Origin of the sequence: Aestuariibaculum sediminum, from assembly GCF_014596945.1 — a bacterium.
In the GTDB taxonomy this organism is placed as follows: Bacteria; Bacteroidota; Bacteroidia; order Flavobacteriales; family Flavobacteriaceae; genus Aestuariibaculum; species Aestuariibaculum sediminum.
The window spans coordinates 58,728-84,519 of sequence record NZ_JACVXB010000004.1 but is presented as its reverse complement, the minus strand read 5'-3'; the positions used below and the strand labels follow the sequence as shown (position 1 = coordinate 84,519).

General features: G+C 37.9%; 14 protein-coding genes and 1 pseudogene. 2 read left to right on the top strand and 13 right to left on the bottom strand.

Annotated features, from left to right (window positions below):
* Positions 1-10: 10 nt before the first annotated feature.
* From ICJ83_RS10495 to ICJ83_RS10465, 7 genes are all read right to left on the bottom strand, one after another.
* On the bottom strand, positions 11-1,705 hold the full coding sequence (locus tag ICJ83_RS10495) for a DUF885 family protein (protein ID WP_188230350.1): 1,695 nt from the start codon (positions 1,703-1,705) through the stop codon (positions 11-13).
* 31 nt (positions 1,706-1,736) lie between these two features.
* On the bottom strand, positions 1,737-4,784 hold the full coding sequence (locus ICJ83_RS10490) for a beta-L-arabinofuranosidase domain-containing protein (RefSeq protein WP_188230349.1): 3,048 nt from the start codon (positions 4,782-4,784) through the stop codon (positions 1,737-1,739).
* A gap of 29 nt (positions 4,785-4,813) precedes the next feature.
* The gene (locus tag ICJ83_RS10485; protein WP_188230348.1) at positions 4,814-7,054 is read right to left on the bottom strand and encodes a S9 family peptidase; all 2,241 of its coding nucleotides are present in this window, start codon (positions 7,052-7,054) and stop codon (positions 4,814-4,816) included.
* A gap of 233 nt (positions 7,055-7,287) precedes the next feature.
* Positions 7,288-8,505 carry a M24 family metallopeptidase gene (locus ICJ83_RS10480; protein WP_188230347.1) on the bottom strand — a complete coding sequence of 406 codons (1,218 nt, stop codon included), beginning with the start codon at positions 8,503-8,505 and terminating at the stop codon, positions 7,288-7,290.
* 23 nt (positions 8,506-8,528) lie between these two features.
* Entirely contained in the window at positions 8,529-9,773 is a 1,245-nt protein-coding gene (locus tag ICJ83_RS10475; protein ID WP_188230346.1) for an NAD(P)/FAD-dependent oxidoreductase, read from the bottom strand.
* Positions 9,774-9,864: 91 nt separating this feature from the next.
* Positions 9,865-10,872, bottom strand: a complete 1,008-nt coding sequence (locus ICJ83_RS10470; RefSeq protein WP_188230345.1) for a 4-hydroxyproline epimerase — start codon at positions 10,870-10,872, stop codon at positions 9,865-9,867.
* 30 nt (positions 10,873-10,902) lie between these two features.
* Positions 10,903-12,435 carry an aldehyde dehydrogenase (NADP(+)) gene (locus tag ICJ83_RS10465; protein ID WP_188230344.1) on the bottom strand — a complete coding sequence of 511 codons (1,533 nt, stop codon included), beginning with the start codon at positions 12,433-12,435 and terminating at the stop codon, positions 10,903-10,905.
* Between the two features lie 402 nt (positions 12,436-12,837).
* Here ICJ83_RS10465 and ICJ83_RS10460 point away from each other — a divergent pair, with 402 nt between their 5' ends.
* Complete coding sequence (locus tag ICJ83_RS10460) at positions 12,838-13,683, top strand: AraC family transcriptional regulator (protein WP_188230343.1); 846 nt, start codon at positions 12,838-12,840, stop codon at positions 13,681-13,683.
* A gap of 341 nt (positions 13,684-14,024) precedes the next feature.
* On the top strand, positions 14,025-14,993 hold the full coding sequence (locus ICJ83_RS10455) for a dihydrodipicolinate synthase family protein (protein ID WP_188230342.1): 969 nt from the start codon (positions 14,025-14,027) through the stop codon (positions 14,991-14,993).
* A gap of 98 nt (positions 14,994-15,091) precedes the next feature.
* On the opposite strand, the gene ICJ83_RS10450 is transcribed toward ICJ83_RS10455, so the two are convergent.
* The 6 genes and pseudogenes from ICJ83_RS10450 to ICJ83_RS10425 all read right to left on the bottom strand — a co-directional run bounded on the left by ICJ83_RS10450 (position 15,092) and on the right by ICJ83_RS10425 (position 25,783).
* Positions 15,092-17,137: a glycoside hydrolase family 53 protein gene (locus ICJ83_RS10450; protein ID WP_188230341.1), complete on the bottom strand. Its 2,046-nt coding sequence runs from the start codon at positions 17,135-17,137 to the stop codon at positions 15,092-15,094.
* Between the two features lie 8 nt (positions 17,138-17,145).
* Positions 17,146-19,580 (bottom strand): annotated as a pseudogene (locus tag ICJ83_RS10445) (glycoside hydrolase family 2 TIM barrel-domain containing protein).
* 27 nt (positions 19,581-19,607) lie between these two features.
* Positions 19,608-21,407: a CocE/NonD family hydrolase gene (locus ICJ83_RS10440; RefSeq protein WP_188230340.1), complete on the bottom strand. Its 1,800-nt coding sequence runs from the start codon at positions 21,405-21,407 to the stop codon at positions 19,608-19,610.
* A 2-nt stretch (positions 21,408-21,409) separates the two neighbouring features.
* On the bottom strand, positions 21,410-22,429 hold the full coding sequence (locus tag ICJ83_RS10435; RefSeq protein ID WP_223154728.1) for a family 43 glycosylhydrolase: 1,020 nt from the start codon (positions 22,427-22,429) through the stop codon (positions 21,410-21,412).
* A 63-nt stretch (positions 22,430-22,492) separates the two neighbouring features.
* Entirely contained in the window at positions 22,493-24,901 is a 2,409-nt protein-coding gene (locus ICJ83_RS10430) for a sugar-binding domain-containing protein (protein ID WP_188230339.1), read from the bottom strand.
* On the bottom strand, positions 24,902-25,783 hold the full coding sequence (locus tag ICJ83_RS10425) for an alpha/beta hydrolase (RefSeq protein ID WP_188230338.1): 882 nt from the start codon (positions 25,781-25,783) through the stop codon (positions 24,902-24,904).
* Positions 25,784-25,792: the final 9 nt, after the last annotated feature.

Below are 25,792 nucleotides of genomic sequence, written 5' to 3'. Positions count from 1 at the left end.
CTTGATTGATTTAGTTAAAATCAGTTGAAAATTTCCAGGTCGATTTAAAATCTTTTTTCAATGGCTTTTCCTGTAAACAGCTCCGTAACAGTTCAACTGGCATAAAGTTTTCTTTTAAAACACGATCATGAAATTGTTTCTCAGTCCAACCTTTATCAAGCATCTCCTTTTTTAAAGCATAAAATTGTAATCCGCCTGTCATATAAGCCATTTGATATAAAGGCGGTGTATAACTCGTAGCAAAAGAACGGCGCACTTCGGCTTTGGCATTAGCGTATTCATGGCCTACTTGGTTGACCAGCATATCGATACATTGTTGTGGTGTCCACTCGCCTAATTGATATTTTAATGAAAATACAATTCTGGCACAACGGTGAATTCTCCAGAATAACATACCCATTTTTTGTTCTGGTGTTTGCGGAAATCCTTTATTCCATAGAGCAATTTCCCAGTATAATGCCCAGCCTTCCATCCAGAATGGCGTATCGAAAGCTCTGCGATAACTTTTATGACGTGCATTCATGTAAAACTGAAGGTTGTGTCCCGGATGTAGCTCATGTTGTACCGTAGGAAATGAAAAATTAGGATTATTTCCACGCATGCTCATCATTTTATCTTCGTAACCCATGTTCACCGTTGGATAAGAAATACTTATCTCCCATCCTCCCGTAAAAAACGGATTTACCTTTTGGCGTTCTGGAGTCATCATAATCATACCCCAGGTTTCTTTGGCTAGTTCCGGGATGGTAATTAAATCCCGTTCTTCAATAAAATTAACGCTATAATCATATAAATCTTTAATGGCCTGAGGTTGCTTACCTGGTTCAACATAAGTGTTTTTTACATGCTCTAATGCGGCTTTCCAATCGTTTCCAAAGCCCATTTCTTTTGAAGCTTTTATCATTTCGTCTTTACACCAGTTAAATTGCTTTTCTGCCATGCTAATAAGCTCTTCTGGTGCATATGGTATGAACTCAAACTCTAAATCTTTAATTAAAGCTTCACGACCAACGGGTTGACCAATAATTCCAGAACCATCATCTTTAATGCTTTCTTTCTTATAGTTTTCCATTAAAAACTCACGGTATGTTTTTAAAGCATCATTTAATTCGGCATATGCATCCTTCACCCACCAAGTGAATTCTGGATCGTAACTAAAATAGAATTCATAAGCATCTTGAAGACCATATTGTAAAGACGATATGATTCCTGCGGCTTTTTCAGCTTGCATCCAGTTTTCAAAAGGCGCTTTTTTTAAAGCCTCGGTTTTTAGTTTTAATATGTGTTTTACCGCATTGAAATCGCCCGCCAGTTTTTTAGAATCCGGCTCTTTACCACGCTTTCTTTCTTTTATAAAAGTGTAAAGCGGTTCAGCAAAATCAGATACATGTACCACCTTTTTAAATGCTTTATATTTATTTGATAGCTGATACGCTTCCTTCTTCAAAAGATTATTAAGCAAAATATAATCAACCTTACCATCTGTACTTAAATCGTTAAAATTGATCGCTTTTAACTGTGTATTCCAGCCTTTGTGAAATTGAAATAGGCGGTTGTAATAAGTTTCAGATTCTCTAACCAAATACGCCTTTTCAAGGGCTTTTTTATCGGCGGTGTAGGAATTAATTAAATCGATAAGTTCGCTTGCATTAATCATAGATATTGAAAAGAATATTAAAAAGAAGATACTTAATTTTATTTTCATGTTTTAGGGTTTTTCTTTGAATTAAAATCCATTACTCAAGGGTAACATCCAGATACACGGAATGTCTTCCGTAGGTGTCATAAAACGGTTTGTAGGTAACACTATCGATGGTAAACTCCAAAGTTTTAGGATTTCCCTGAATGGTTTTACTAATATCGTTTGCATCAAGGGTTACTTTACGCCACTCGGTTCTTGGTTTGTCTTCCTGAGCTGCTAATAACACAGGGCCGTAGAATAAACTCGCAATATTTTGTTGATCCATTACAGATTCCAGATGAAACTGGAATGGCATTTTCAAATCAATCGTATCGCCGTTCTTCCATTTGCGGCATAGTGTTACATACGTTCCTGGGACGGCATTAACATTTTCTATTTTCCCATTAATTTTAACCATAAATCCTTTTGTTGCCCATTGTGGCACACGAACTTTAACATCAAATTTTCCTTTGCCTTTAATGGTTAATCGTGAATAGTCTTGCTTAGGAAAAGCGGTGGTTTGTTCAATAACCACGTTGCGTTCCGTCCAGTTTAAGGTTGAAGGTATATATAGATTTACATACAATGTCTTGTTATCTAAACTTTTAAGATAAATGGTGTTTTGTAATTTGGTGCTACTTTCCATAGCCGTTCCGTTACAACAGGAAAACCCTTTCATATTAGGGTTTCCAAAATGCTTAAAGGATCCTGGTAATAACGGAACATGATAGGTGTTTGCTGGGCTATTTTCGGCAACAGAAGCTAGAATATGATTGTATAAACTGCGTTCGTAATAATCCATTAATTCAGCTCGTTGTTCAAACAAAAATAAATTACGACTTAATTTAAGCATGTTGTATGTAGCACAAGTTTCGTTTTGGCCGCCCGCCGATAATCCATTTTCATAAATTGTTGCCGGCTGACTGGTAAAACACTCTGAGTTGGCTGGATTGCGTGCCCCGGCAACACCTCCAATGCTATACATATAGTCGTTGGTAGTTTTAAACCAGAAGTTATCTGCGACATGGAAATATTCCGGTATTCCAGAATGGCGATACATTTCTATAGCTCCTATAATTTGCGGGATATGCTGATTAGCATGTAAACCGCGATAGGTATCTACATTTTTTGCTAGTCCGTGGCTATGTCCGGCATCACCAAAAAAGACCTTAATATTATCAAATAATTTAGCGGTTTCTAAAAATTCAGCATTACCGGTAATACGGTATAAGCGTGCCATAGATTCGTTCATACCGCCAAATTCACCTGCAATATATCTATTCCACATGCTGATTAACGTTTCGGTTGGTAATTGGCTCAGACGTGCATAAACCCAGCTTCCCATACCTTCTGCAACCGTTAAGGCTTTTTCATTACCGCTCACTTCATAAATATCAATTAACCCAGCCAGGATTTTATGTAAGGTATAATATGGCGCCCATATTTGTGTGATCTGCCCGCCGTAAGTTGCCCCACGCTCAAGCATAATAAATTGGTCTGGCGGATATGCGCTAATAAACCCTTCGCCCCAATTCCAGTAATCATTACGAATACCTTCTGTACTTAAGTCTGAATCAAAAACTGATTTTCCGGGTCCGAAAGGCACTGCCGTTGGGTCTGACACATGATCTCCACTAGCTCTAACCGGCTGACCTGATTTTTTAGACAAATCAAATAAAGTATTCACCATATACTCCATCTTTTCCTGAAAATTAGCTTGTAATTCTTGGCTGTAGGATGTACTTGCATAAGCTTGAGCAATAGCTGTTAAATAGTGCCCTGTTGCATGACCACGTAATTTCGTTTCCTGCCTATCCCATCCCCCTAAAGCTTCAGCACCTTCAGGTTGTTGTTCCCCAAAGGCGTTTCTAAACATATAAAGAAAATCGTCAGGATTGGTTTTGACCAGAGTTTTAATAAATTTATCACGGTTTTCAATAAACTTAGTTTCAGAACCAAAAGCGTCAGCATTCAATGATACCTGATCCAAAGCAAAACCATCCAGCTTAATTTCCGGAGTAGTTGCTGTTTTATCATCAATTACTTTTACCGTAGCCGTTGGTTGTAAATGTGATCCGGCGACACGACCTGTAATCTTATATTCTCCGGCTTGTAAAACTGAACTATTATCATTTGGCGCCGGCCAGATAACGCGTACTTTAGGCCCTTTTACTCCCTTTTTATAAGTTCCCTTCACAAACCGAGGTAATCTTGGTAAAACACCTAAATGAGTTTCAACAGGTACCTCAGCGAGACCTAACAAATATTTCATATACAACTGAGGTGTATCGGCAGCAAACTGCTGAAGATCGTTTTCTTTATCATGACTCTCATTTACCAGACTGCCAGTAGGTTTTCTTAAAGCCGCATTGTAAACACGTGTTATTTGAGATTTACTTAAAGCCACGCGATAAACTCTGAAATCGTATAGCTTCGCCTCTAAAAAAGTATTATCATCGCTTAAGGATTTTCCTAAGAACAGTTTATTTTTTAATTTCGAACCACCAAAAAGACGGTCTAATTCGACATTTAAATTCTTCACTTCATCTGAAAGTTCTGCATTAACATAAGACATTAATGTTTTTGAAGCGGCATCAAATACCACGGTAATATGTGACCACGAATTAGCTGCCAATTCGGATAAATCGGCCTCATAGACCGTTCCGTTTTGGGTTACAATTTCAGCCTTAAACACAGGTTTCCCCTTGATTGATATCGACTTAACCAAAATATGCCCGCCATTAACTTTACCAAAATCAAAAATAAACTGATTTAGACTTAGTGAAGGCATAAACACCCAACCACTAATACTCAATGATTCTAATCCGTTAAGTGCCGCCCCAGGAATTGAAACGTAAGCAGAATTCTTTCCTTGAATTGATAAAACCTTTTTAAACTGCTTATCATCAACGAATGCAGCTTCTCCGCCTTGCTTATTGGCATGTAAATTATTTCTTGACCAATCTTTTAGATTTCCATTAAAAACATAACGCAATACCATTGCTGTTTCTCCTATACCATCTAATATCTGGTCGCCTTCTTGTGCCTGAGTAAAATAACTTAAAATTAAAACAAAATAAACACATAATTTTTTCAATTTCATTTTTTAGTTCTTTTAATCTTAAACACTTCTTAATTATAAATTTCTTTCCAGGATGGAGGATTTACACCTAGTAAATACTTTACAAAAAAATCTTTACGTTTGCGTTCTCCAAAGGCTCCTCCCGATGAATGCGCCATTCCAGGAATAGTGACTAACTCAAAATTTTTATTTGCCTTAATTAAAGCATCCACAAACTGCATGGTTGTTGCGGGATCCACATTATCGTCTACTTCACCTAAAATCAACATTAAATTACCTTCTAACTGATGGGCATTTACAATATTTGAGCAAGCTTCATAATGCGGACCAATAGGATACCCCATAAACTGCTCATTCCACCATATTTTATCCATACGATTATCGTGGCACCCACATGATGCTACAGCAACATCATAAAAATCGGAATTAAAAACCAGTGCCGCTCCTGCGTTTTGTCCGCCAGCAGATGTTCCGTGAATACCGACTTTGTCGATATTCATATAAGGGTATTTTTTAGCTGCCGCTTTCATCCATAATTTTCTATCTGGAAACCCACCATCTTTTAAATTTTGCCAACAGATATCATGAAATGCTTTTGAACGATTTGAGGTTCCCATACCATCAATTTGCACCACAATAAACCCTAGTTCGGCCAATGCCGACATGGACCAGTAATACGCATGGAAATCCTTTGGCACGAAAGAATCGTGTGGCCCTGCATAAATATATTCTATAATTGGATAATTTCTTTCAGGATTAAAAGTAGTTGGCCTTATTATTATTCCCCAAATATCTGTTTTTCCATCTCTTCCTTTTGCAGAAAACACTTCGGGAGCTTTCCAGCCTTGTGCTAACAATTCGGTATAATCACCTTTTTGAAGTTCTTTTATTACTTTTTGTTTTTCGGTAGATTTTAATACCGTTATGGCTGGCATATCCACTCGCGAATACTGATCGACGTAATATTTGTAATCTTTAGAGAATGTTACTTTATGGTGGCCTTTTTCTGAAGTAAATCTGGTAATATGTTTGCCTTCGAAATCTACTTTACAATAATGAATAAAGTAAGGATCCTGATCTTTGTCAAGACCACTTGCGGTAAAATAAATTTCCTTATTTTCTTCATCCACACGAATCACCTTTCTAACCACCCAGTCGCCTTTTGTTAGTTGTTTTTTTAAGGTTCCGTCTCCATTATATAGGTAAATATGATTCCAACCGTCACGCTCTGATGTCCAAACAATAGACTTTCCGTCGGCCACATCGTATCTGTATTTTTTACTACTATAATCAATAAAAGTGTTACTAGTTTCATTAATTAAAACGTTTACACTACCTGTGTCGGCATTAACCTCAATAACCTTATACACCTGATGCCCTCTCTGGTTGTACTCAAAAGTAAATGCACGACTATCTTCTCGCCAATCTATATTTGAAAGACTGTATTGACTGTTAAAGGCTTCAGTTGGAATTTTAATATGTTTATTCGATTCTACATGAAATAACTGCGGACTTTTAAATGGTAATTCATCACCGGGCTTTAAATATTGCCTAGATTGTAATTTTGGCTGTAACTGATCTTCTGGACTGGATTCTATAAAATAAATTTTATGCTCCTCTCCAGGTTTCACTTTGTATGCCATTATTTTTTTTCCATCGGGGGACCATTTTATATAAGATGAATAATAATTTCCTGCAGTTCCATCATAACTTAATTGTGATTCCTTTCCACTTGCTTGCTCCTTAACATAGAGATTGGAATTTTTAATAAATGCCGATTTACTTTTATCCGGAGACACAACCGGATCACTATTTTTTTCATTAAATTGATTTCCCCAATACCCTCTGTTTCTTTTGTTTCTCTTGTTTACAGTATCTAAAATATGAATGGAATAATTATCCAGATTACAGGTTAACATTAATTTATCTAATCTGAATTTTAAGCTATTGTCATTTTTATTAAAATCTAAATCTATAAGATGTAAATTACTCGAATCAACCTTATTACTTGTAATTTTACTAATTGCTGAAGCCATTTTTTTATGATCGAAAAACAACTGCTGATCCTGCTTATCTGGATTCACAATGTAATATTGTTTGCCTGTTTTGGCATTATTTACATACCACATATTGTTGTTAGACATCCAATTGAATTCTGAAGGCGTATTGTATACTTTATCTTTGAAAAGTGAATCGACAGCTAATGCTTTTTTGTATTCTTCTAAAGTTCCTTGTCCGTATAGCGAATAACAACAAAGAACACCTATTATTTTTATGAATTTACTAAACATTTAGGAGTTTGTTTGAGTTTGTATAAAAGTATATATTATAAATGAAGCTTGACTCCCTAATGTTATCTGAATTGCATACTATATTAACCTTACCACATTATAACATAAGCTGAAATTGTAATTTTAGTATTGAAAACAGAAATTTTCACATCTACAATTCAACGGCATACAAACACAAATAAAGTCCATTTTTAGTTAGCTAAAACGGTCTTTCTGTAATTACTAAAATTATGCTACACACCAAAAGGATTTTCAATACTGTAGGCCGGTTTCGTAAACCATTTAGGGCCATCATTTGTAATATAAACATGGTCTTCTAATCGAATACCAAACGCATCAGGAACACAAATCATAGGTTCGATACTATAACAGTAGCCAGGTCGTAAAAGCGTTTCATTTCCCTTAAGTATATAGGGATACTCATGAATATCTAATCCAATACCATGCCCTGTCCTGTGTGGTACTCCCGGTAAATCATAATCGGGGCCTAAACCATAAGACTCTATTTTGGATCGCACCGAAACATCAATAAAACTACAAGTATTTCCCGCTTGCGACGTCTTGAAAGCCACTTGCTGAGCTGCTTTTTCAATATTCCATATTTTTCTCTGATATTCGGTGGCTTCACCAAAAACATAAGTTCTGGTGATGTCTGAAATGTAATCGTGAAGAGAACACCCTGTATCAACCAAAACTATATCATTTTCATCTAAAGGCTTCGGGTTTTTAACGCCATGTGGAAACGACGTGTCTCTACCAAAAAGCACGATACAAAAATAAGACCCCGATGGCACTCCATAACGTTTATGCGCTTCATGAATAAAATCGGTGACTTCTTTTGCCGTGATACCAACTTTTAAAATTCGGGCCGCAGCTTTTTGCACTTCTAGAGTAATATTCATTAAAGCCTGAATGATACTAATTTCAGATTCAGATTTTACCATACGACATGCTGAAATTACCGGTTTTGCATTTTTTAGGTGGTAGGATTCAGATACCTGATTTATGCCTTCAAAAATAAAAAACGGTGTCCCTTCATCAATTAACACAGTTCCTTTTTTTACCCCGTTTGATTGTAAAATGGATTTAAAAAGCGCAAACGGACTTTCGTGTTCTTCCCAACAATGAATTTCGCCTTCAATAACCATGAAATCATTTATGGTTCCGCGTTCAAAATTGGGAGCTATATAATGTAAATCTCCATTCTTTAATAAAATTGCGCCTACCATACGCTCACTAGGATGCCAATGGGTGCCCGTAAAATACACCAAACTAGATCCTGCATTTAAGTATAATGCCGACGCATTTTCCGCTTGCATTAAAAGGCACGCTTTTTTAATTCTTTCGTTGTACTCTTCTTCCAAAATTGGCTGAATTAAATGCGCCATGGGTTTTATGGCTTCTAATTCTTTTTCTGCTGAAGATCCTCCTATTCCATATTTACTTTTCATTTTTCTTCCTTTTTATAAATCATTTAACTGAAACGCTCTGGGCTTAATGGATTTGTATTAACCGAGGTATCTTTATTGTCTACCAGTTCTGCAACCAATTTCCCTGTAATCGGACCTAAACTCCACCCCATCATAGCATGACCTGCGGCAACGGTTAAATTTTTATATTTTTTGGTTTTTCCAATAAATGGAACACCATCTGGAGAAACTGGCCGTAAACCAGCAGTTGCCTGAGCGCGTTCCTCTTCGTTTATTTCAATATCCTGGTAATATGTTTTCACAGCATTAGCCAAAGCTTGGACACGTTTTGTCCTTACCAAATTATTATTTCCTGAAAACTCCATGGTTCCGGCAAATCTTGTAAAACCATCCATAGGTGTTATCGCCGAGCGGGCTTCAACCAAAATGGTTGGAATAGTAATGCCAGTTGGTCTATGAACATCCATGCTGTACCCTTTTCCGCCCTGAATGGGAATACTTAAATTTAATTTTTTAGCTAACTGTGTTGTCCAGGAACCACTTGCCAAAACAAACGCATCAGCTTCGTAAGTTTCATTTTGCGTAATAACAGAATAAATTTCATTTCCTTTAATACTAAAATCCTTAACCTCTTCATTAACTTTAAAAACAACGCCTTTTTTAGACAACCAGTATTTTAAATCATTCATAAAATGGTTAGGTGTCATGTGAGAATCACATTTAAAATGTACTCCACCTATTACGTTATCAGACAAAACAGGCTCTAATTGATGTACTTCTTCTGTGCTTAGACAAGTTACATCTAAACCCTCCTGAATAGCTCGGTGGGCAACCTTATGCTCTTCTTCTTCACTTTTGGCATTTGTGTAAGCCATAAGAACACCTTTCTTTTCGTAGTGGAATTCGAAGTCAAGATCGTATATCATCTTCTCGAATAACGACTGACTTTTTAAATTCAACTCCTTTAAAACAGGTATAGATTGTTCGACATTTTTTTTAGTCGCTGATTTTTTAAAATGTAATCCCCACTTAAAAAAGTCTACATCTATACGTGGTTTTATATAAAAAGGACTCGCACTGTTTAGCATCCATTTTAACCCCTGGGTAATGATTCCTGGCGCTGCTAATGGAATAAAATGACTTGGGGTTAAATATCCTGCGTTAATAAAAGAAGCTCCGGTGGTTATAAAACTTTTATCTAAAACGGTAACCTGATGTCCTTCCTTTAATAAATAATAAGCACTACACAACCCAGATATTCCTCCTCCTATTACAACAATTTTTTTCATATAAATTTCTTATTGTAAAAATAAAATGCGCCAGAAAAATTCATATAAAGTTTTACTGTGTGCATATTCAGTTAAGTTAATTAGTTCATTTTTATATTACCTGAAATCCATGAGCATACGGGTCGTCGTCGTCAATAATAATATTGTTATATCCGATAACCTGCGCCCAGCCTTGTATGCTAGGTATTATGGCTTTTTTACCCTTTAATGTTGTTTCCTTTTCTACACGTCCTATAAATTTACTACCTATAAAACTTTCGTGAATAAAATCTTCCCCAAATTTAAGCTGCCCTTTGGAGTAAAGCTGGGCAAGGCGTGCCGATGTTCCTGTCCCACAAGGAGAACGATCTATAGCTCTATCGCCGTAGAAAACCGCATTTCTTCCTGAAGACGTTGGATCTATAGGATTACCAGTCCATAGCATATGACTAACATCTCTAATGGTATCGTTTTCCGGATGAATAAACATATCAGGATACTTTTCATTGATACGCTTTCTAATTTCTTGAGAATATTGAATAATTTGACCTGCAGTAAAATTATGCACCCCACTAAAGTTTTTTTGAGGATCTACAATAGCGTAATAATTTCCGCCATAAGATACATCGAAAATTAATTCTCCTAATTCAGGGCAATCTATAGTTAAGCCTTCAGCTGCCAAATATGATTTAACATTAACAAGTTTTACCCAATCTACTTTTTTTCCGGATTGTTGGTATTCTATTTCAACCAGTCCGGCAGGCGCTTCCATTTTAATTTTCCCCGGTATTTTGGGCGTAATTAAACCTTCTTCTATGGCAATAGTAATAGTACCTATGGTACCGTGACCACACATAGGCAAACATCCTGATGTTTCAATAAAAAGAATTCCAAAATCGTTTTCAGGGTTTGCAGGGGGGTATAAAATACTACCGCTCATCATATCATGTCCTCTTGGCTCGAACATTAAGCCTTTACGAATCCAATCGTATTCCTTAAGAAAATGCTGACGCTTATCGCTCATGGTATTTCCTATAAGGTTTGGACCTCCACCAGCAACCACTCGAACAGGGTTTCCGCAGGTATGAGCATCTACACAGAAAAACGTTTTTCTCGCCATGTATTATTTGAGTATTCTAAAAAATGAATATTATTTATTTTTTTGTAAGCTTTTTGGAAGTAATTCCTTTGGAAAAGATTGATAACTAATAGGTCTTACCCACCGTTTAATCGCATCGGTTCCTACCGAGGTATATTTAGCATCGGATGATGCTGGATACGGTCCGCCGTGTTGCATTGAAGGACAAACCTCCACACCTGTAGGCACGCCATTAAAAATAATGCGGCCAACACGATTCACCATAGCATCAACTATATTTTCTAAATTTGAGATTTCATCTTCTTCAGCAATTATCGTTCCCGTTAACTGTCCTTCTAAAGCTTCAATAATTTCTATGAGTTCTGCTTCATCTTTACTTTTAACCACCAAAGAAAACGGGCCAAACACTTCCTGATGAATTTTTGGATTAGCTAAAAAATCGGCTCCTGAAACCGTTGCTACCTGCGATGCTGCATAATTTTCGGCGATAGCTGTTTCAAGCTTGCTTACGGTAGCAACTCCTGGCTGCGAAGTCACAATGGTTCCATTCTTATCGTAACCGGCTTTTATATTTGGATGAAGCATACACTGTGCATCTATAGCGGTAGTTTTTTCAGCTAAATCTTTAATAAAAGTATGTGTATTCTCGTCTTCAACGGTTAAAATAAGACCTGGATTTGTACAAAACTGTCCTGTTCCTAAGGTAATGGAATTAGCATACGTGCTTGCAATAGACTCTCCTCTTGTGGCGATGGCTTTAGGAGTAATAACCACAGGGTTAATACTTCCCATTTCGGCATAAACAGGAATGGGCTCTTCACGTCCTGAAGCCATATCAAATATAGCCCGACCAGCACCAATACTACCAGTAAAACCCACTCCTTTAATTTTAGCATGTTTTACTAAAGCGGCACCTACAACAGGCCCTCTCCCCGATAAATGTGAGAATACTCCATTAGGCATTCCTGTTTTTTCAGCAGCCTTAATAATTGCCGAAGCCACAAGTTCTGAAGTCCCTGAATGCATTTCATGAGCTTTAACTATTACGGGACACCCAGCTGCCAGAGCACTGGCTGTATCGCCTCCTGCTGCTGAGAAAGCAAAAGGGAAATTACTTGCTCCAAAAACCACAACAGGACCGATAGGAATTACTGTTTTTCTTAGGTCTTCTTTAGGAAGTGGTTGTCTGTCGGGAATGGCTAGATCAATCTTGTTACCTTTCCAATCTTCGTTAGACACTAATTCGGCAAACGACCTTAACTGCATAATAGTTCTGCCTCGCTCGCCAATGGCTCTTCCCTCAGGTAATCCAGATTCCGTAATGTAGGCATCGATTAAGTGCTGATCTAAAGCTAAAATTTCGTCTGCAATAGCATTTAAAAATCTGGCTTTATCTGTTCCTGGCACTTTTCTATACGACTTAAATGCCTGAGAAGCTAATTCCACTGCGTCTTCAATTTCCTCTGAAATCGCTTCTGTAAAAGCAATTTCATTTTGAAGGTTTAGCTTAGGATTAATCGTTTTATGACTAATTGTTCCTTTAGCACTAAGTTTATTTCCAATATAATTTTTGCCTGTAATCATGTATTTATGCGTAAATATTTTTATTATCTGGTAATGTAGATCTGGATTTCATTGTTGATTAAATGTCATTTAAAATGTGTACTATTACCACTCCTTGCAATGGTAAAATTGGCAACCTTAAATATCCTGTTCCAACACCAGTAGCACTCCTAAAACTATTATATTATGTGCCAATTGCGCACTAAATTCAAGTTCTTAAAAGTATATTTTGAATTGTTTACTTGTTAGCTACTACTAGTATTTTGCCCTACCATTTAATCATATTATATGATTAAACAAAAACAAAAATAGACTTTGTTCACATGACCACAGTAGTGATTATTAACTCATAATAATACTATATTACCCTATATATAGGTTTATGTTTTATTTTTTAGTAATATTAGCAAAATTAATGATGATATGAAAGTGCTTCCTTTTAAAATTCCGAAACCAGAAAACGAAGCTTTGGTATACCAAGAGGACAGATTAAGAGTACTCTACGACCAATTACATCAACATAGCGAGATACAAATTAGCTATGTAGAAAAGGGTGCTGGAACACTTATAGTAGGAGATACAATTAATGAGTTTTCTCCAAATGACATTCTGGTATTAGGCAGTGATGTTCCGCATGTATTTAGAACAGATTTGAATTTTTCAGAACAGACAGTAGTTTACACGTTATTTTTTGATAGAAACTGTTTTGGAAAACATTTCTTCGATTTGCCCGATATGGAAATTATCAATGATTTTTTTAAGGATGCTGAATACGGAATGAAAATATTAACCAGAAAGAATAAACTCATTAAGCTCTTTTTAAAATTAAAAAATCAAAATAAAGTTCAGCGTATTAGCAGTCTTTTAAGAATTATAGACCATATTACGAAGGCCGAAAAAACTCCTATATCATCATTTGTATATAAAAAGAAGTATACCGACGACGAAGGCAAGCGTATGAATGATGTTTTTAATTATGCCATGGAAAATTATATGGAACCTATCACATTGGAAAAAATATCGGAAGTGGCCAATATGAGTAAAAACGCATTTTGCAGGTATTTTAAAAAACGAACCAATAAAACATTCTTTCAGTTTTTAATTGAAATTAGAATTGAAAATGCCTGTAAACTTATTCACAACAATCCCGATTATTCTATTTCTTCAATATCGGAACTTTGTGGTTTTCAGAATACAGCTAATTTTAATAGAAAGTTTAAAGAAATTAAAGGTGTAACACCATCGCATTTTAGATTACAAAGGTTTTAATAGATTAGTCACCCAACTTTATGTCAAAATTAAAATTAGGCAAACAAAAACTAATAAGTTTTACATAAATATATTATGCATAAATTATTATAAGTAAAAAGTACTTGCCCTCTGAAGTGCTCTGTTTAATTAATTCCTATAACCTAAATTAACTCCCATTTGTTTTAACACACTTATAGACTTAAAACTACCTTGTTCTTTTAATAAAACACATAAAATAGGGTAATATAATATCTCTTTGTGGTAACAATAGTTCATTTGATGAGGTTTTACTTTATACTTTTGCCTAAGACATCAATTGAAAACTGCTAACTGTAGGTTAATTTAAGATAATAAGAAATATGAAAGAAATAAATAGTTCAGATTGGAGGCATAGTGTTATGCCAGCTGTATTTACATGGTTGAAAGAGTCGAAATCAGGCGCCCTTGAAATTGACCTAGATACAACACAAAAATACGCCGCAGATGTTTTAAAAATTCACGGAAAGGGAGGAAGCAGAATGGGTGGACTTGTCGGCTCCGGAACTTTGGGAGAGAATAGCTACCTAAGTACTGAGGAGCGCCTTAATTTACTTAAAGCCCTTTCTAACGTTGCTAAACAATACCATGTACCGTTGATTAGTGGAGCAGCAGCAGAAACTAAGGAAGAGCTGGCTAAAATCGTTGAAGGTCTTGCAACCGTTGGAGTGGATACAGTTATGGTTATGCCACCAAAAACTAAGGCGTTTCCATCGGATGATGAAATGTATGATTACTATGAACTTGCGGAATTAACTGCAAGAAATGCAGGTATAACAATTATGCCTTATAACAATCCTGATGCCGCTGGATATCATGCAATATCAACTAATCTTCTTCAAAGAATTTCTGTCCTACCTCATGTAACTGCTCTTAAAATATCGACCATAGATGTTTCAATTATTGAAACTTTGATGTTAGAGAACAAAGATTTAAAAGTTTTGGCAGGGGTTGACTCAGTAACTGTACACGCAGGACTTGCTGGAGCAAGTGGCGGAATTACAGGTGTGGGTGTTATCTTCCCAAAAGCGAGTATTACTATGCAAGAGCATGTTTTAAAAGGAGAATGGGCTGAGGCAAACAAAATTTCTCAGGCTTTAAATTCCTTATCGTATCTGGATGCTCAGCCGCTACTTATGGAATATCTTAAACTTGCTATGGGTATACATCATAATGATATAGCCGGAGGACTTCGTACCTATGGCATAAAATTAACTCAGCAGCAAATTGATAATGTGCAAGCAAGATATAATCTAGCAAAAGAAAGACTTGAAATTTTAGACTTATTGTAGCCTTATACTTTTAAATCTTCATTTTTCAAGTCTTTTTTTCCAATATTTTGCATCTTATAAAGGATGGAATTGCATTGTAATTTGCAACTTAACTGGATTTATTTAGTGTACGCTGAATACAACTCCGGATAAATGTCAATGTTTTCATTGGTAGCTCCGTTCTCGTCGAAGAGGCCTCCCCACCGCGTAGAGGTAGGCTCCCATATAAATGTTCCAAGCCCCATACCGTTAGGGATGCTGTGGACAATATCGTTAACTTCTTTTCTATTATGGTGATACTCCACAACGAAAATGGGTTTCTGGTATCGCGTTACCAGATCATTAAGGTTAAATTCGAGATCTTTCAATGTTCCGTGATATTCAGGATAGTAAGATTGTCCAATTACATCAAATTTCACATCTCGACTTATAATCTTATCGAAAAAAGCCACTGACTCAGCATTCTGTCCCCCACAAGCGATGTGTACCATAATGGTGATATCTGGATCTGCTGCCCTTACTGCCGCACTCGCGCAGCGCAAGAGCACGCTAAAGCTTTCCATTTCTTCATCTGAATCTACTTTCTTCCTGCCTTCAGGAAGTATACCTTGAGGCCAAATCATGCCATTGTTAATTTCATTCCCTACCTGAACCATATTTGGACGCACCCCTTCGTTGATAAAACGCTTGATGGTTTCATTGGTATAGCTATATACTCTACCCTCCATGGCAGAGCCATGCAAATCCTTCCAGACCGATGGCGTGAATTGCTTACCTGGATCAGCCCAAGTATCAGAATAGTGGAAATCAAGCAGAAAATTCATCCCTGCTGCTTTTACTCGTTTGGCCATTTCCAGGGTCTTTTCTAATCCGCAATAACCTTTCCCTCCTCTGGAATACCCATTTTCTGCATCCGGATCCACGAATAGCCTGAGTCTAATCCAGTTGAACTGATGATCTTTCAATATTTCCAGAATATCTTTTTCCTTTCCCTGATCCGAATATTTTGCTCCACGATCTTCTGATTGAGGTACAAAGGAAATATCAGCACCTATTACAGGTCTATTAATATTCACCTTTCTTTCAAAAGGAGGCGCCACCTTAGACTGTTGGCCTGGTTTTAGATTCTGCTCGTAGACCTCATCGTAGAGCGCAAATATAGCTTTCTTAGGTTTTCCTTCTCTGTCAAACATGGCACGGGTAGGCTCCCAAGCCATAGAACCGTACCCTAATCCATTAGGAACGGATCGCACAATATCATTGATAATTTTTATATTTTCTTCCCCTGCACCATACTCATTGACACATACGGGCTTATTATAACGGTTACTCAGGTCGTACAAATTGGCTTTCAAATCGTTATAGGTTTCGTGCCAACGCTCATAGTAGGACAAGCCGATGATATCGAACTCGGCACCATATTTATTCATTTTATCTAAAAACTCACGACACAAAGTATTTTGTCCTCCTAACGCCAAGTGAACCATCAGCTTGCTATCAGGCAACACTTGTCTCACCGCTTTTTGACCGGCTTTGTACAAGCCCATCAAAGCGACCCAATTCTCCTCTTTCGCATTGTCTAACACCCTACCATCCGGCCAAACCATTCCATGACTGATTTCATTGCCTACCTGTACAATTTCCGGAGCCACGCCTTCTTTCTTCATTGTGGTAAGTACTTCCTTGGTGTATTCGTACAACTTATTCTCTAAATCCTTTCCTTTCAACCCTTTCCATGCAGTTGGCTTGAATTGCTTGTCTGGATCTGCCCAGGTATCGCTGTAATGAAAGTCTAACGTAAATTTCATACCTGCAGATTTGATACGCTTAGCCATAGTCAAGGTATTGTCTAAATCACAAAAACCGTCCTTAGAATACCCGTTTTCGGCAGTAGGATCAACAAATATTCTTAAACGAATGTTGTCAAAATGGTGGTCTTTAAGAATGTCAAAAATATCCGCTTCTTCACCTTTAACATTATAAAAGGTAGTGCCACGTGATTCCATCTGCGGTATAAAAGAAATATCGGCCCCAATACTTTGTGAAGGCTCTTTAGGCTTACAACTTGTGGTTATAAGCGTGGCTACCCCTAATAATGAGCATAAAAATCCTTTTAAGCCATTTGTGAGGATTAAATTTTTAAATAGTTTCAAGAATACATTCATAATAATTATTATTTAACTTTTAATTCCAACTGACCTTTTATGAGTCCTTTTCCAGATACTGATAACTTGACTGCTCCTGATTCGGTGCCTGATTGAACCAGAATTACCAATTTTCCGTTAAAAGCCTTCATTGTTGGCTTATGGAATATCTCCAAAGAAGTCGGGTCTCCATTACAAACTGCTCTAAAACTACCCTTTCCACTCACTTTGAATTTCAATTGATTATTAGCTGTGGGACATGGATAACCATCCTTATCTACGATAGTGGCAGTTACAAAACTTAGGTCTTCGCCATTCGCACTTAGGATTGTTCTATCAGCACTTAATTCAATATGATGCGGTGCACTTGCGGTGTGTATTTCCTTATCACTAACAGCTTTGCCTTCATCATCATAAGCCACTACTCGAACAGTTCCAGGTTCATATTTTACATCCATCCAGCGTAGGCGATAGCGGTCAAGCTTAGTACTGTTATTCTTTATACGTAATCCCTGGCTTTTACCATTAATAAATAGCTCTGCACTGTTATAGCTAGTATAGACAAAGACAGGAGTAGTCTCACCTTCTCTGCCCTTCCAGTTCCAATGTGGAAGGATATGCAAAGTTTCATCTTTAGTATTCCATCTGCTCCGATATAGATAATATCGGTCTTTTGGCAAACCCGCCAAGTCATTAATTCCAAAATAAGAACTACGGGATGGCCAAAACCCATCATATGGTGTAGGTTCTCCAAGATAATCAAATCCTGTCCAGACAAACTCACCCAATACCCAAGGCTTATCATCCTGCATCGCAAAATCATCTTCAGGTAAGTTGGACCAGCTACAATATTCTAAATCATACGATGAGCTATGTCCATCGTCATATTTCTTGTTTACCCCTGGTTCTACTGGAAATTTATATATGCCCCTCGAACTTACTGTTGAAGCTGTTTCCGAACCTAAAATAAAACCCTGAGGGAACTTCTCAAAAGCTTCCTCATAAAGATGAACTCGATAATTTAAACCTGGTACATCTAGTAATACTCCAAAGCCAGATGCCATTACAGCCTTGACTTGATCCATTCCGACTGTAACAGGTCTAGTTGGGTCTTCTCTATGAAATATATCCTGAATCCATTTCGCTCGTTTCACTCCTTCCGAACCATGTTGATCAGGTACTTCATTACCGGCACTCCACATAACAATACTGGGATGATTTCTTGTAGCATGAACTAGATTAACGATATCTTTTTCAGCCCATTCATCAAAATACAGGTTATACCCATTTTTAACTTTAGGTTTTTTCCATTCGTCAAAGCTTTCTGCCAAAAACAAAAAGCCCATTTCATCGCATAGTTCGAGTTGTTCCAAAGATGGCATATTATGAGCTGACCGAATGGCATTACACCCCATATCCTTCAGAATAGTAAGTTGGCGCTTAAGTGCCGCTTTATTAACAGCCGTACCTATTGGTCCCAGATCATGATGCAAGCACACACCTTTAAACTTGGTCGGCTGGCCATTGAGAACGAAACCATGGTCTCGGTTATACTCAATTTTTCGGATGCCGAAACGAACATTCTCGACCTGCTTTAAAACACCCCCTTGAAATAGTTTTATCTCTGCTGTGTATAAATAGGGATTATCGATCCCCCAGAGATTAGGGTTAACTACTACCAGATTCTGAACAAATTCGTCGCCAAACTGGCTGGAAGTAGCATGAGTGGCTATCACCTTACCATCGACATTTTTAATCTCGGTTTCAACCCGTAGGTTCTTACCTTTTACTTTCGACTTGATATTGACCCTAGCCAAAGTATCGGTAACATAAGGGGTAGTGACGAAGTGCCCCCATTGCTCAAAACTTACCTCATCCTTGATTAACACTTGCACTTTGCGATAGAGACCTGCCCCGGGATACCAACGAGATGAGAAAGGCTGGTTTTCCAACCGAACCGCAATCACATTTTTTCCCTTCTTAAGTCTGTCGGTAATATCGAAGTAAAAATAGCTGTAGCCATAAGCATGTGTACCTACCAACTGGCCATTAACATAGACTCTGGCATTACTCATGGCTCCATCGAATGTTAATAAGACTTGCTTAGCATCATCAAGTTCTTTTAGGTTGATTGAATTCTGTACCACGCGACACCCAAGAAAGGTAATGCCCCGGTCCTTCCCGTTTTCTCAGAGGCGATCTTTTCATTATTTTGAACAATCCTGATGACTTGCTTATCTACTTCCTTGTCAAAAGGCCCGTATATCGCCCAATCGTGGGGTACAACTACCGATTGCCATTTGGCATCATTGAAACCGGGTTGATAGGCAGCTTCGACTTCTCCTTTATGGAATTTCCAGCCATCCTTCAAATTAATGATTTCGGTTTCCTGCGCCACAACTGGATTAAAAAAAAGCACTGATGTGAATAAGGCTGCTGCTAGGGTTATTTTTATTCTATTCATATTTTTTAATATTCAATTTCTATAATTTCATTCGATAATTGGAAGGACCAAGTAAGATGGTTTATCGGAATCACGATAAATACTCACTTCTGGAGCTGGTTCTACTTTCGGTGTTCCACGACCTGCAAAACTGATGACCAACTGAATCTTATGACGAACCTTAAATATCATGGAAATAGACAGTATAGGAAACTCTAACAAAGTAGGTTTTCCATGCACTAAATGCTCTACATCTGATTCTAACCCACTATGCCATGGCAAATCAAGATTGTTATAAGGTAGCTCTGATTGCTTTCGTATAGAGGCTCGAAGCTGCCCCTGAGTATAATAGGATGATACCCTACAATCAGGTGCCACATCTTGAATTGTAGCTACAAAATCTCCATCCGTCGCAGAAAAAGAAACCCAGAGCTTGATCTCCGGGTGACCAGTTAATTGAATATCCTTCTCCGAAGGAGCAGTTTCATAAATCAGCTCCCCTGCACCATCAGCACCTGTACTAAAATCGTAGGATACTTTCTTCACATTCAACCCTTCGTCAACTGGATGCGTTTTGCATAAAGCTCCCTTTCCAAGATAATATTTTACTCGCAGCATTTCAACTAATGGCCATGTCTTTGATAACTGCCATTCTTTCTTCCGAGGTGCGTTGTATGTATAGTAATATACTGGGTTTTCTTCCATGATGCCATTATCAATACCTTTGAGCCAATAGTCAAAAAAGCGTAGCTCTTCTGTAACGATATCAAATCCGGTTAACTCTTCTGCCACCAACCAATCACAATGCCCACCAAGGCCCATAATGATTTTAGATGGAGTAGTAATATTATTGAAAGCAAAATAAGCGCCGTGTTTGGTATATCCTTCGTCCCAGTTGACCGCCATATACATCCCTACGCCTGATTGATTGATTTCATCAAGATAAGTGGAAGGACTACTTTTAACCCACCATTGCTTGAACACATCATTTGTTAACTCATTAGAGTAGCCATCACAAAATGGAATGTAACCTGCACTTTCGGCCGTTCCTTTATGCTCCTTAATGGCTTCCTTTAAAAGGGTGCTATCCTCATCGCCATCTACGGTGGCTGCCCAATTATCCCTTCTTTGCTGATGGGTTAATCCATCGTCAGGATTCGGCCAGCGACTCAGGTTACCGATCCCTCTTGGTACTCGAAATGCATAAGTGTCGAAATCAAAACTCATTGGAAACATGGCTTTGAGATGTGGCGGAGCGGTAGTAGGCACTTGCATCTGACTATCTCCTGTAGCCGAGCATCCCCACATACCAATATTGCCATAGCTCCAAGGCTGTAAGGCCAACCACTCCGTAACATCATAAGCATCATAAGCAGCAGGCTCGCCCCATTCGCCACGGTTAAATGCTTCATTGTGCCCATAAGAAGCATCTAAACCCCGAAAATCCACCGTAGCTACTACATAACCATATTTAATCAATTCACTTACCGTTCCTGCATAACAATTGACCGTCAACTTCTCTGAGTTGTACCCATTGTAGAGGCGGTTGTAGGGTGTATGCATCCATAGAACCAGTAGTGGTTTTTCGGTGACCGCTCCCGTACTTTTGTCCTTGTGACGGTAAATATCTACTGCCAGCTTTACGCCATCTCGCATTTCGATATACTGCGAACTGATGTGGTAATCAGCGGCATAAACTACCTCACTATAACCCGCATATGCGCCAGGCTTAGAAATACGACTCTGTGATTCTTCACTCTTCTTTTCACTTCCACATGAGCTACCAAACAAACCCACTACCAAATTGAAATCGATTAAATATTTAGTTGAGATACTAAACTTCTTCATGATTATAATTGAACTTTTGGCCAATCTGTCCTGTCCCATTCAATGGTCTTGATTACCAGTTTAGAATGTCCTTTATCATCTTTGTCATAGCCGTGAGCTACGAAATAAGTTTGTCCATCAAAATCATAAACTGCACAATGTCCTATTCCGGCAAATTCTTCTGTTTCCCCAACTACAAAGGTTCCTCCTCCTGCATATAAGGGCTTACCTTCTTTGTCAAAATAAGGGCCTCTTATATCACGAGAACGTCCTACTAAAACTTTGTAAGTACTATCTAAACCACGACAGCAGTAATCTGTTGATACAAACAGATAATAATACTGGTGTCTTTTGTAAATAAATGGAGCTTCTATGGTACCATCTCCCGGGTCAGTATCAGGCATTCCAAAAGTGCGTTCTTGTTTAGCGATGGTGTACCATTCTTGTGGCTCAGCCAGTGCCTTCATGCTTGAGTCCAGCTTTACCAGTTTAAGGCCACCCCAAAAAGAGCCAAAGGACAACCAACCTGTCGCTTCACCACCCCATTTTCTATCGAAATAAACATTAGCATCTATGGCGTTCCAAAAATCACGACCAGGTATAGACTGGAGGATCATGCCATGATCTATCCATTCATAATCCGGACTTTTTTGATCCAATGTCTTGTTGGTCATGACGCCTATCGCCGAAGTGTTTTTAGCAAACGCTGAAGGTGAATAATAGAGATAATAGGTCCCATCTAAATATTGAATATCAGGTGCCCAATATCCATCTCTATAACCAGGGATAATATCCTCGGTAACCCATTCTAGTTTACTAGGAACAGGCTTTAATCTATCCCAAGTCTTAAGGTCGCTACTTTTAGCCATTCCTCCACCAGTAGTAAATAGGAAATAGATGCTATCTTGCTTTATCATCACAGGGTCATGAGCCACATAACCCTTTGAGTCATCAGGCTTCCAAGAACTTTGAGCCCCAATTGTACTTACCATACATAGTCCTAAAATTATATAAATCAATTTTTTAATTGTACAATTTTTCATTAGTTCCTCATTTTTTTTATTTCACATTAAATTTAAGAATCCATCGTTTTTATTAAACCACTACTAATCGATCTCTAATACCACAGTTTCCATAAGTGGCGCCGATAATTGAACGGTTGTAAGGGTGTCTTCAGCATCTTTTTTCACGTAGATTAATAGGCGTCCATCAATACAACGATGCTTATTATCAAGATAATTTTCAGCAACGTTTCCTGAAGCGTTTTCCATCCCTAATAACGATCCACCAGATACTTTGCAGCTTATTTCTGTATCTGCCATAACAGAATAATTTCCATTGGTATCTAGTACTTTAATATTAATTTGACGCAATAACTCACCATCTTTAGACTCGAGAACATCTGCTTCAAGACTTGCCGACATGGTATTCGTAATTACTGTATTGGTAACAACTTCTTTTCCTTTTTTATAGGCTATTACTTTTAATTGTCCTGGCTGATAATTAACATCCCAGTCAATAATTCCAGTCTTCGAATCATAAGGCTTACGCTCCCCAATTATTTTTCCATTAAGAGAAAGCTCCGCTTCTTCGCAATTGGTATAACAAACTACCTTCACAGTTGTATTATTTTCATAATTCCAAACAGGTGGTGCATCTGTTGACAATCTATTTCCCCAACGCGATCTATTATCTTCAACTTTTTCATACGTCCCTAAATAGGCCATGGGTTCATCACTCCATAAAGATTGGCGAAAATAACCGCGAGGTTTTATATTCCCCGCAAGATCCAATAATCCCGAATTAAATCCTCGCGAAGGCCAGACATGTGCTTCTCCCAAATAATCCACGCCTGTCCAGAGAAATTGTGCAAAAATAAAATCACTATTCTTCACTGCATACCAGGCATCAATATCATGTCTGTTTTCACTTCCATAGAGTATCCGTTCTGGATATATTTTATGATCAGTATCATATTTATTTTCGGTATAATTATACCCCACTATATCCAACACAAAAGGGTACTCTGTATAGTTAGACATTACAGCTCCTGCTAAAGCTGCAGTAACTGGTCTGGATGTATCTGCTTCTTTAACAGCTGCAACCAATTCTTTAGCGACATCGCCCAACCGCTCTGCTCGTGGATGATTTTCAAGGTATTTCCTAATATACTGTTGTCCAATACCTTCATCTGCAAGAATGGGATGGGTATAGGGGTCATTAGGATAATCCACTTCATTTCCAATACTCCACATGATAATAGAGGGATGTTTCCGGTCCCGCCTCACAATATCCATAACATCCTTTTGACTCCACTCCCTAAAATATTGTGAAGTTCCCTGATGTCCGGGAGTTCCCTTATTCCAACCTTCAATCCATTTGTTTTTAGGGTATTCCCATTCGTCGAACGCTTCGTCCATTACCACAAAGCCCATTTCATCACATAATTCATATAAATAAGTCGCCTGTGGGTTATGGCTCATTCTAATGCCATTTACCCCTAATCTCTTTAGTTTTTCCAATCGAGTGCGCCAAACTGATTTAGTTGCCGCAGCACCTAAAACCCCTGCATCATGATGTAAACAAACCCCTTTAATTTTAGTGTTAACTCCATTCAGTGAAAATCCTGAATTTGGATTAAAAGAAATACTTCTGATACCTGCTTTATAACTACTCTCATCAATAAGATTACCACTTTTAAAGACTTTAGTTTTCAGCGTATACAAATAGGGAGATTCAATACCCCAAAGGTTGGGTGATTTCAATTTGAGCTCTTGACTAAAATCTGTTGTACTATTAGTATGAGCAATATCTGATTTTGAAGAGGAGGCTACCATTTCTCCCTGAACATCTAATAGTTCATTAACAACTCTAATATTTGATGATTCTTCTGTGTTTTTAATGGTTGTAGTTACTGTTACAATAGCGGTATTATCTTGTACTTTTGATTGATAGGCGACTCCCCATAAATTAATGTGTATAGGGTTAGCATACACCATGTATACATCGCGGTATATCCCAGATCCTGTATACCAACGTGAATCGGCGTCATCACTATGGTCTACTCGAACAGCAATTGAGTTTTTTTCACCCCATTTAATATACGGCGTTAAATCGTACATAAAAGAAATATAACCGTTGGGACGTTTACCAACCCATTTTCCGTTTATAAAAACTTCACTATTGTTATACACTCCTTCAAAATAAATAAATACTTTATTACCCTTCTCAACGGCAGGAATGGTAAGATCTTTTCTATACCATGCTATACCTCCAGGTAAATAACCTGTACAACTTGCCAGCTCTGTGCTTGCATTTTGTTTTACAGTCCAGTCATGTGGAACATCTACAACGTCCCATTTACTACAATCCATCAACTCTCTTCCTCCATATTGTAAATCTCCCAAATTGAAATACCAGTCGTTGTTAATTTTTTCCTTTCGTCCGAAATCCTGCGAAAATGCAATCATGCCAACAGATAGAAACAAAACAGTAAGTGTATAAAAACCTTTCATTTATTTATTATTTTTAGAATTTTGTTGAGGGTGTAAGTATTTGTCAAAGAATTTTTCCAACGCAGGGTCAGTATCTTTCAGCTGTCCATTGTAAGCTATACCATGGTCTCCTTCCATTTCCAGATATTCTAAATTTGGATTGCCTGCCGCCTTCATTTTATCTACAAAATCCTGGGTACGTGTGGGAAGGACGATTTTATCTTCTGAACCCTGAATGAGAAACATCGGAACATGATCTGCTGCAATGTATCCTATGGACCACCACTTTTTTATAGCCATCGGCATGTCACGCCCCAGCTCTGTAGGTGGTGAACCCGCTCCTGCAACTTGCACCCTACTGGAATATTCATCCCAGCCGCCATCGCCTTCCAAATTGGCTGTATCTGGTACCATGGCTAGCATTATAGACAAATGCGCTCCTGCAGAATGGCTATAGCTTCCTATTCTATTCGGATCGACATTTAACTCTTCAGCATGAGTACGCAACCAACGCACGGCGCATTTCACGTCTTTTATACAAGCTGGAAACTCTGCTTCACTTGTTAATCTATAGTCCACATTGATTGTGACGTAACCTTTCTGCGCATAGGTAACCATCATCTTTTGATAAACATCATCTGACTTAGATCCGAAACGCCAGCCGCCACCATGTATAATCACTAAAGCTGGTCGTAATTCACTGTCAAAATTGGCTGGCATAGCTAAATCGAGCTTCCAAGCATCACTATCCCCCACTCTGTAGGGGATGTTCTTTGTAACCCTGATAGTTTTGTATGCCGAGGTAAAGCTTTCATCCTTAGTTGTCCCCTCCTCTTTGTCGACCTGCTTATTACAGGTTATTAGTGAAGCTACCAAGAGCAGAAGCAATCCTATTGAATTCATATTATCATA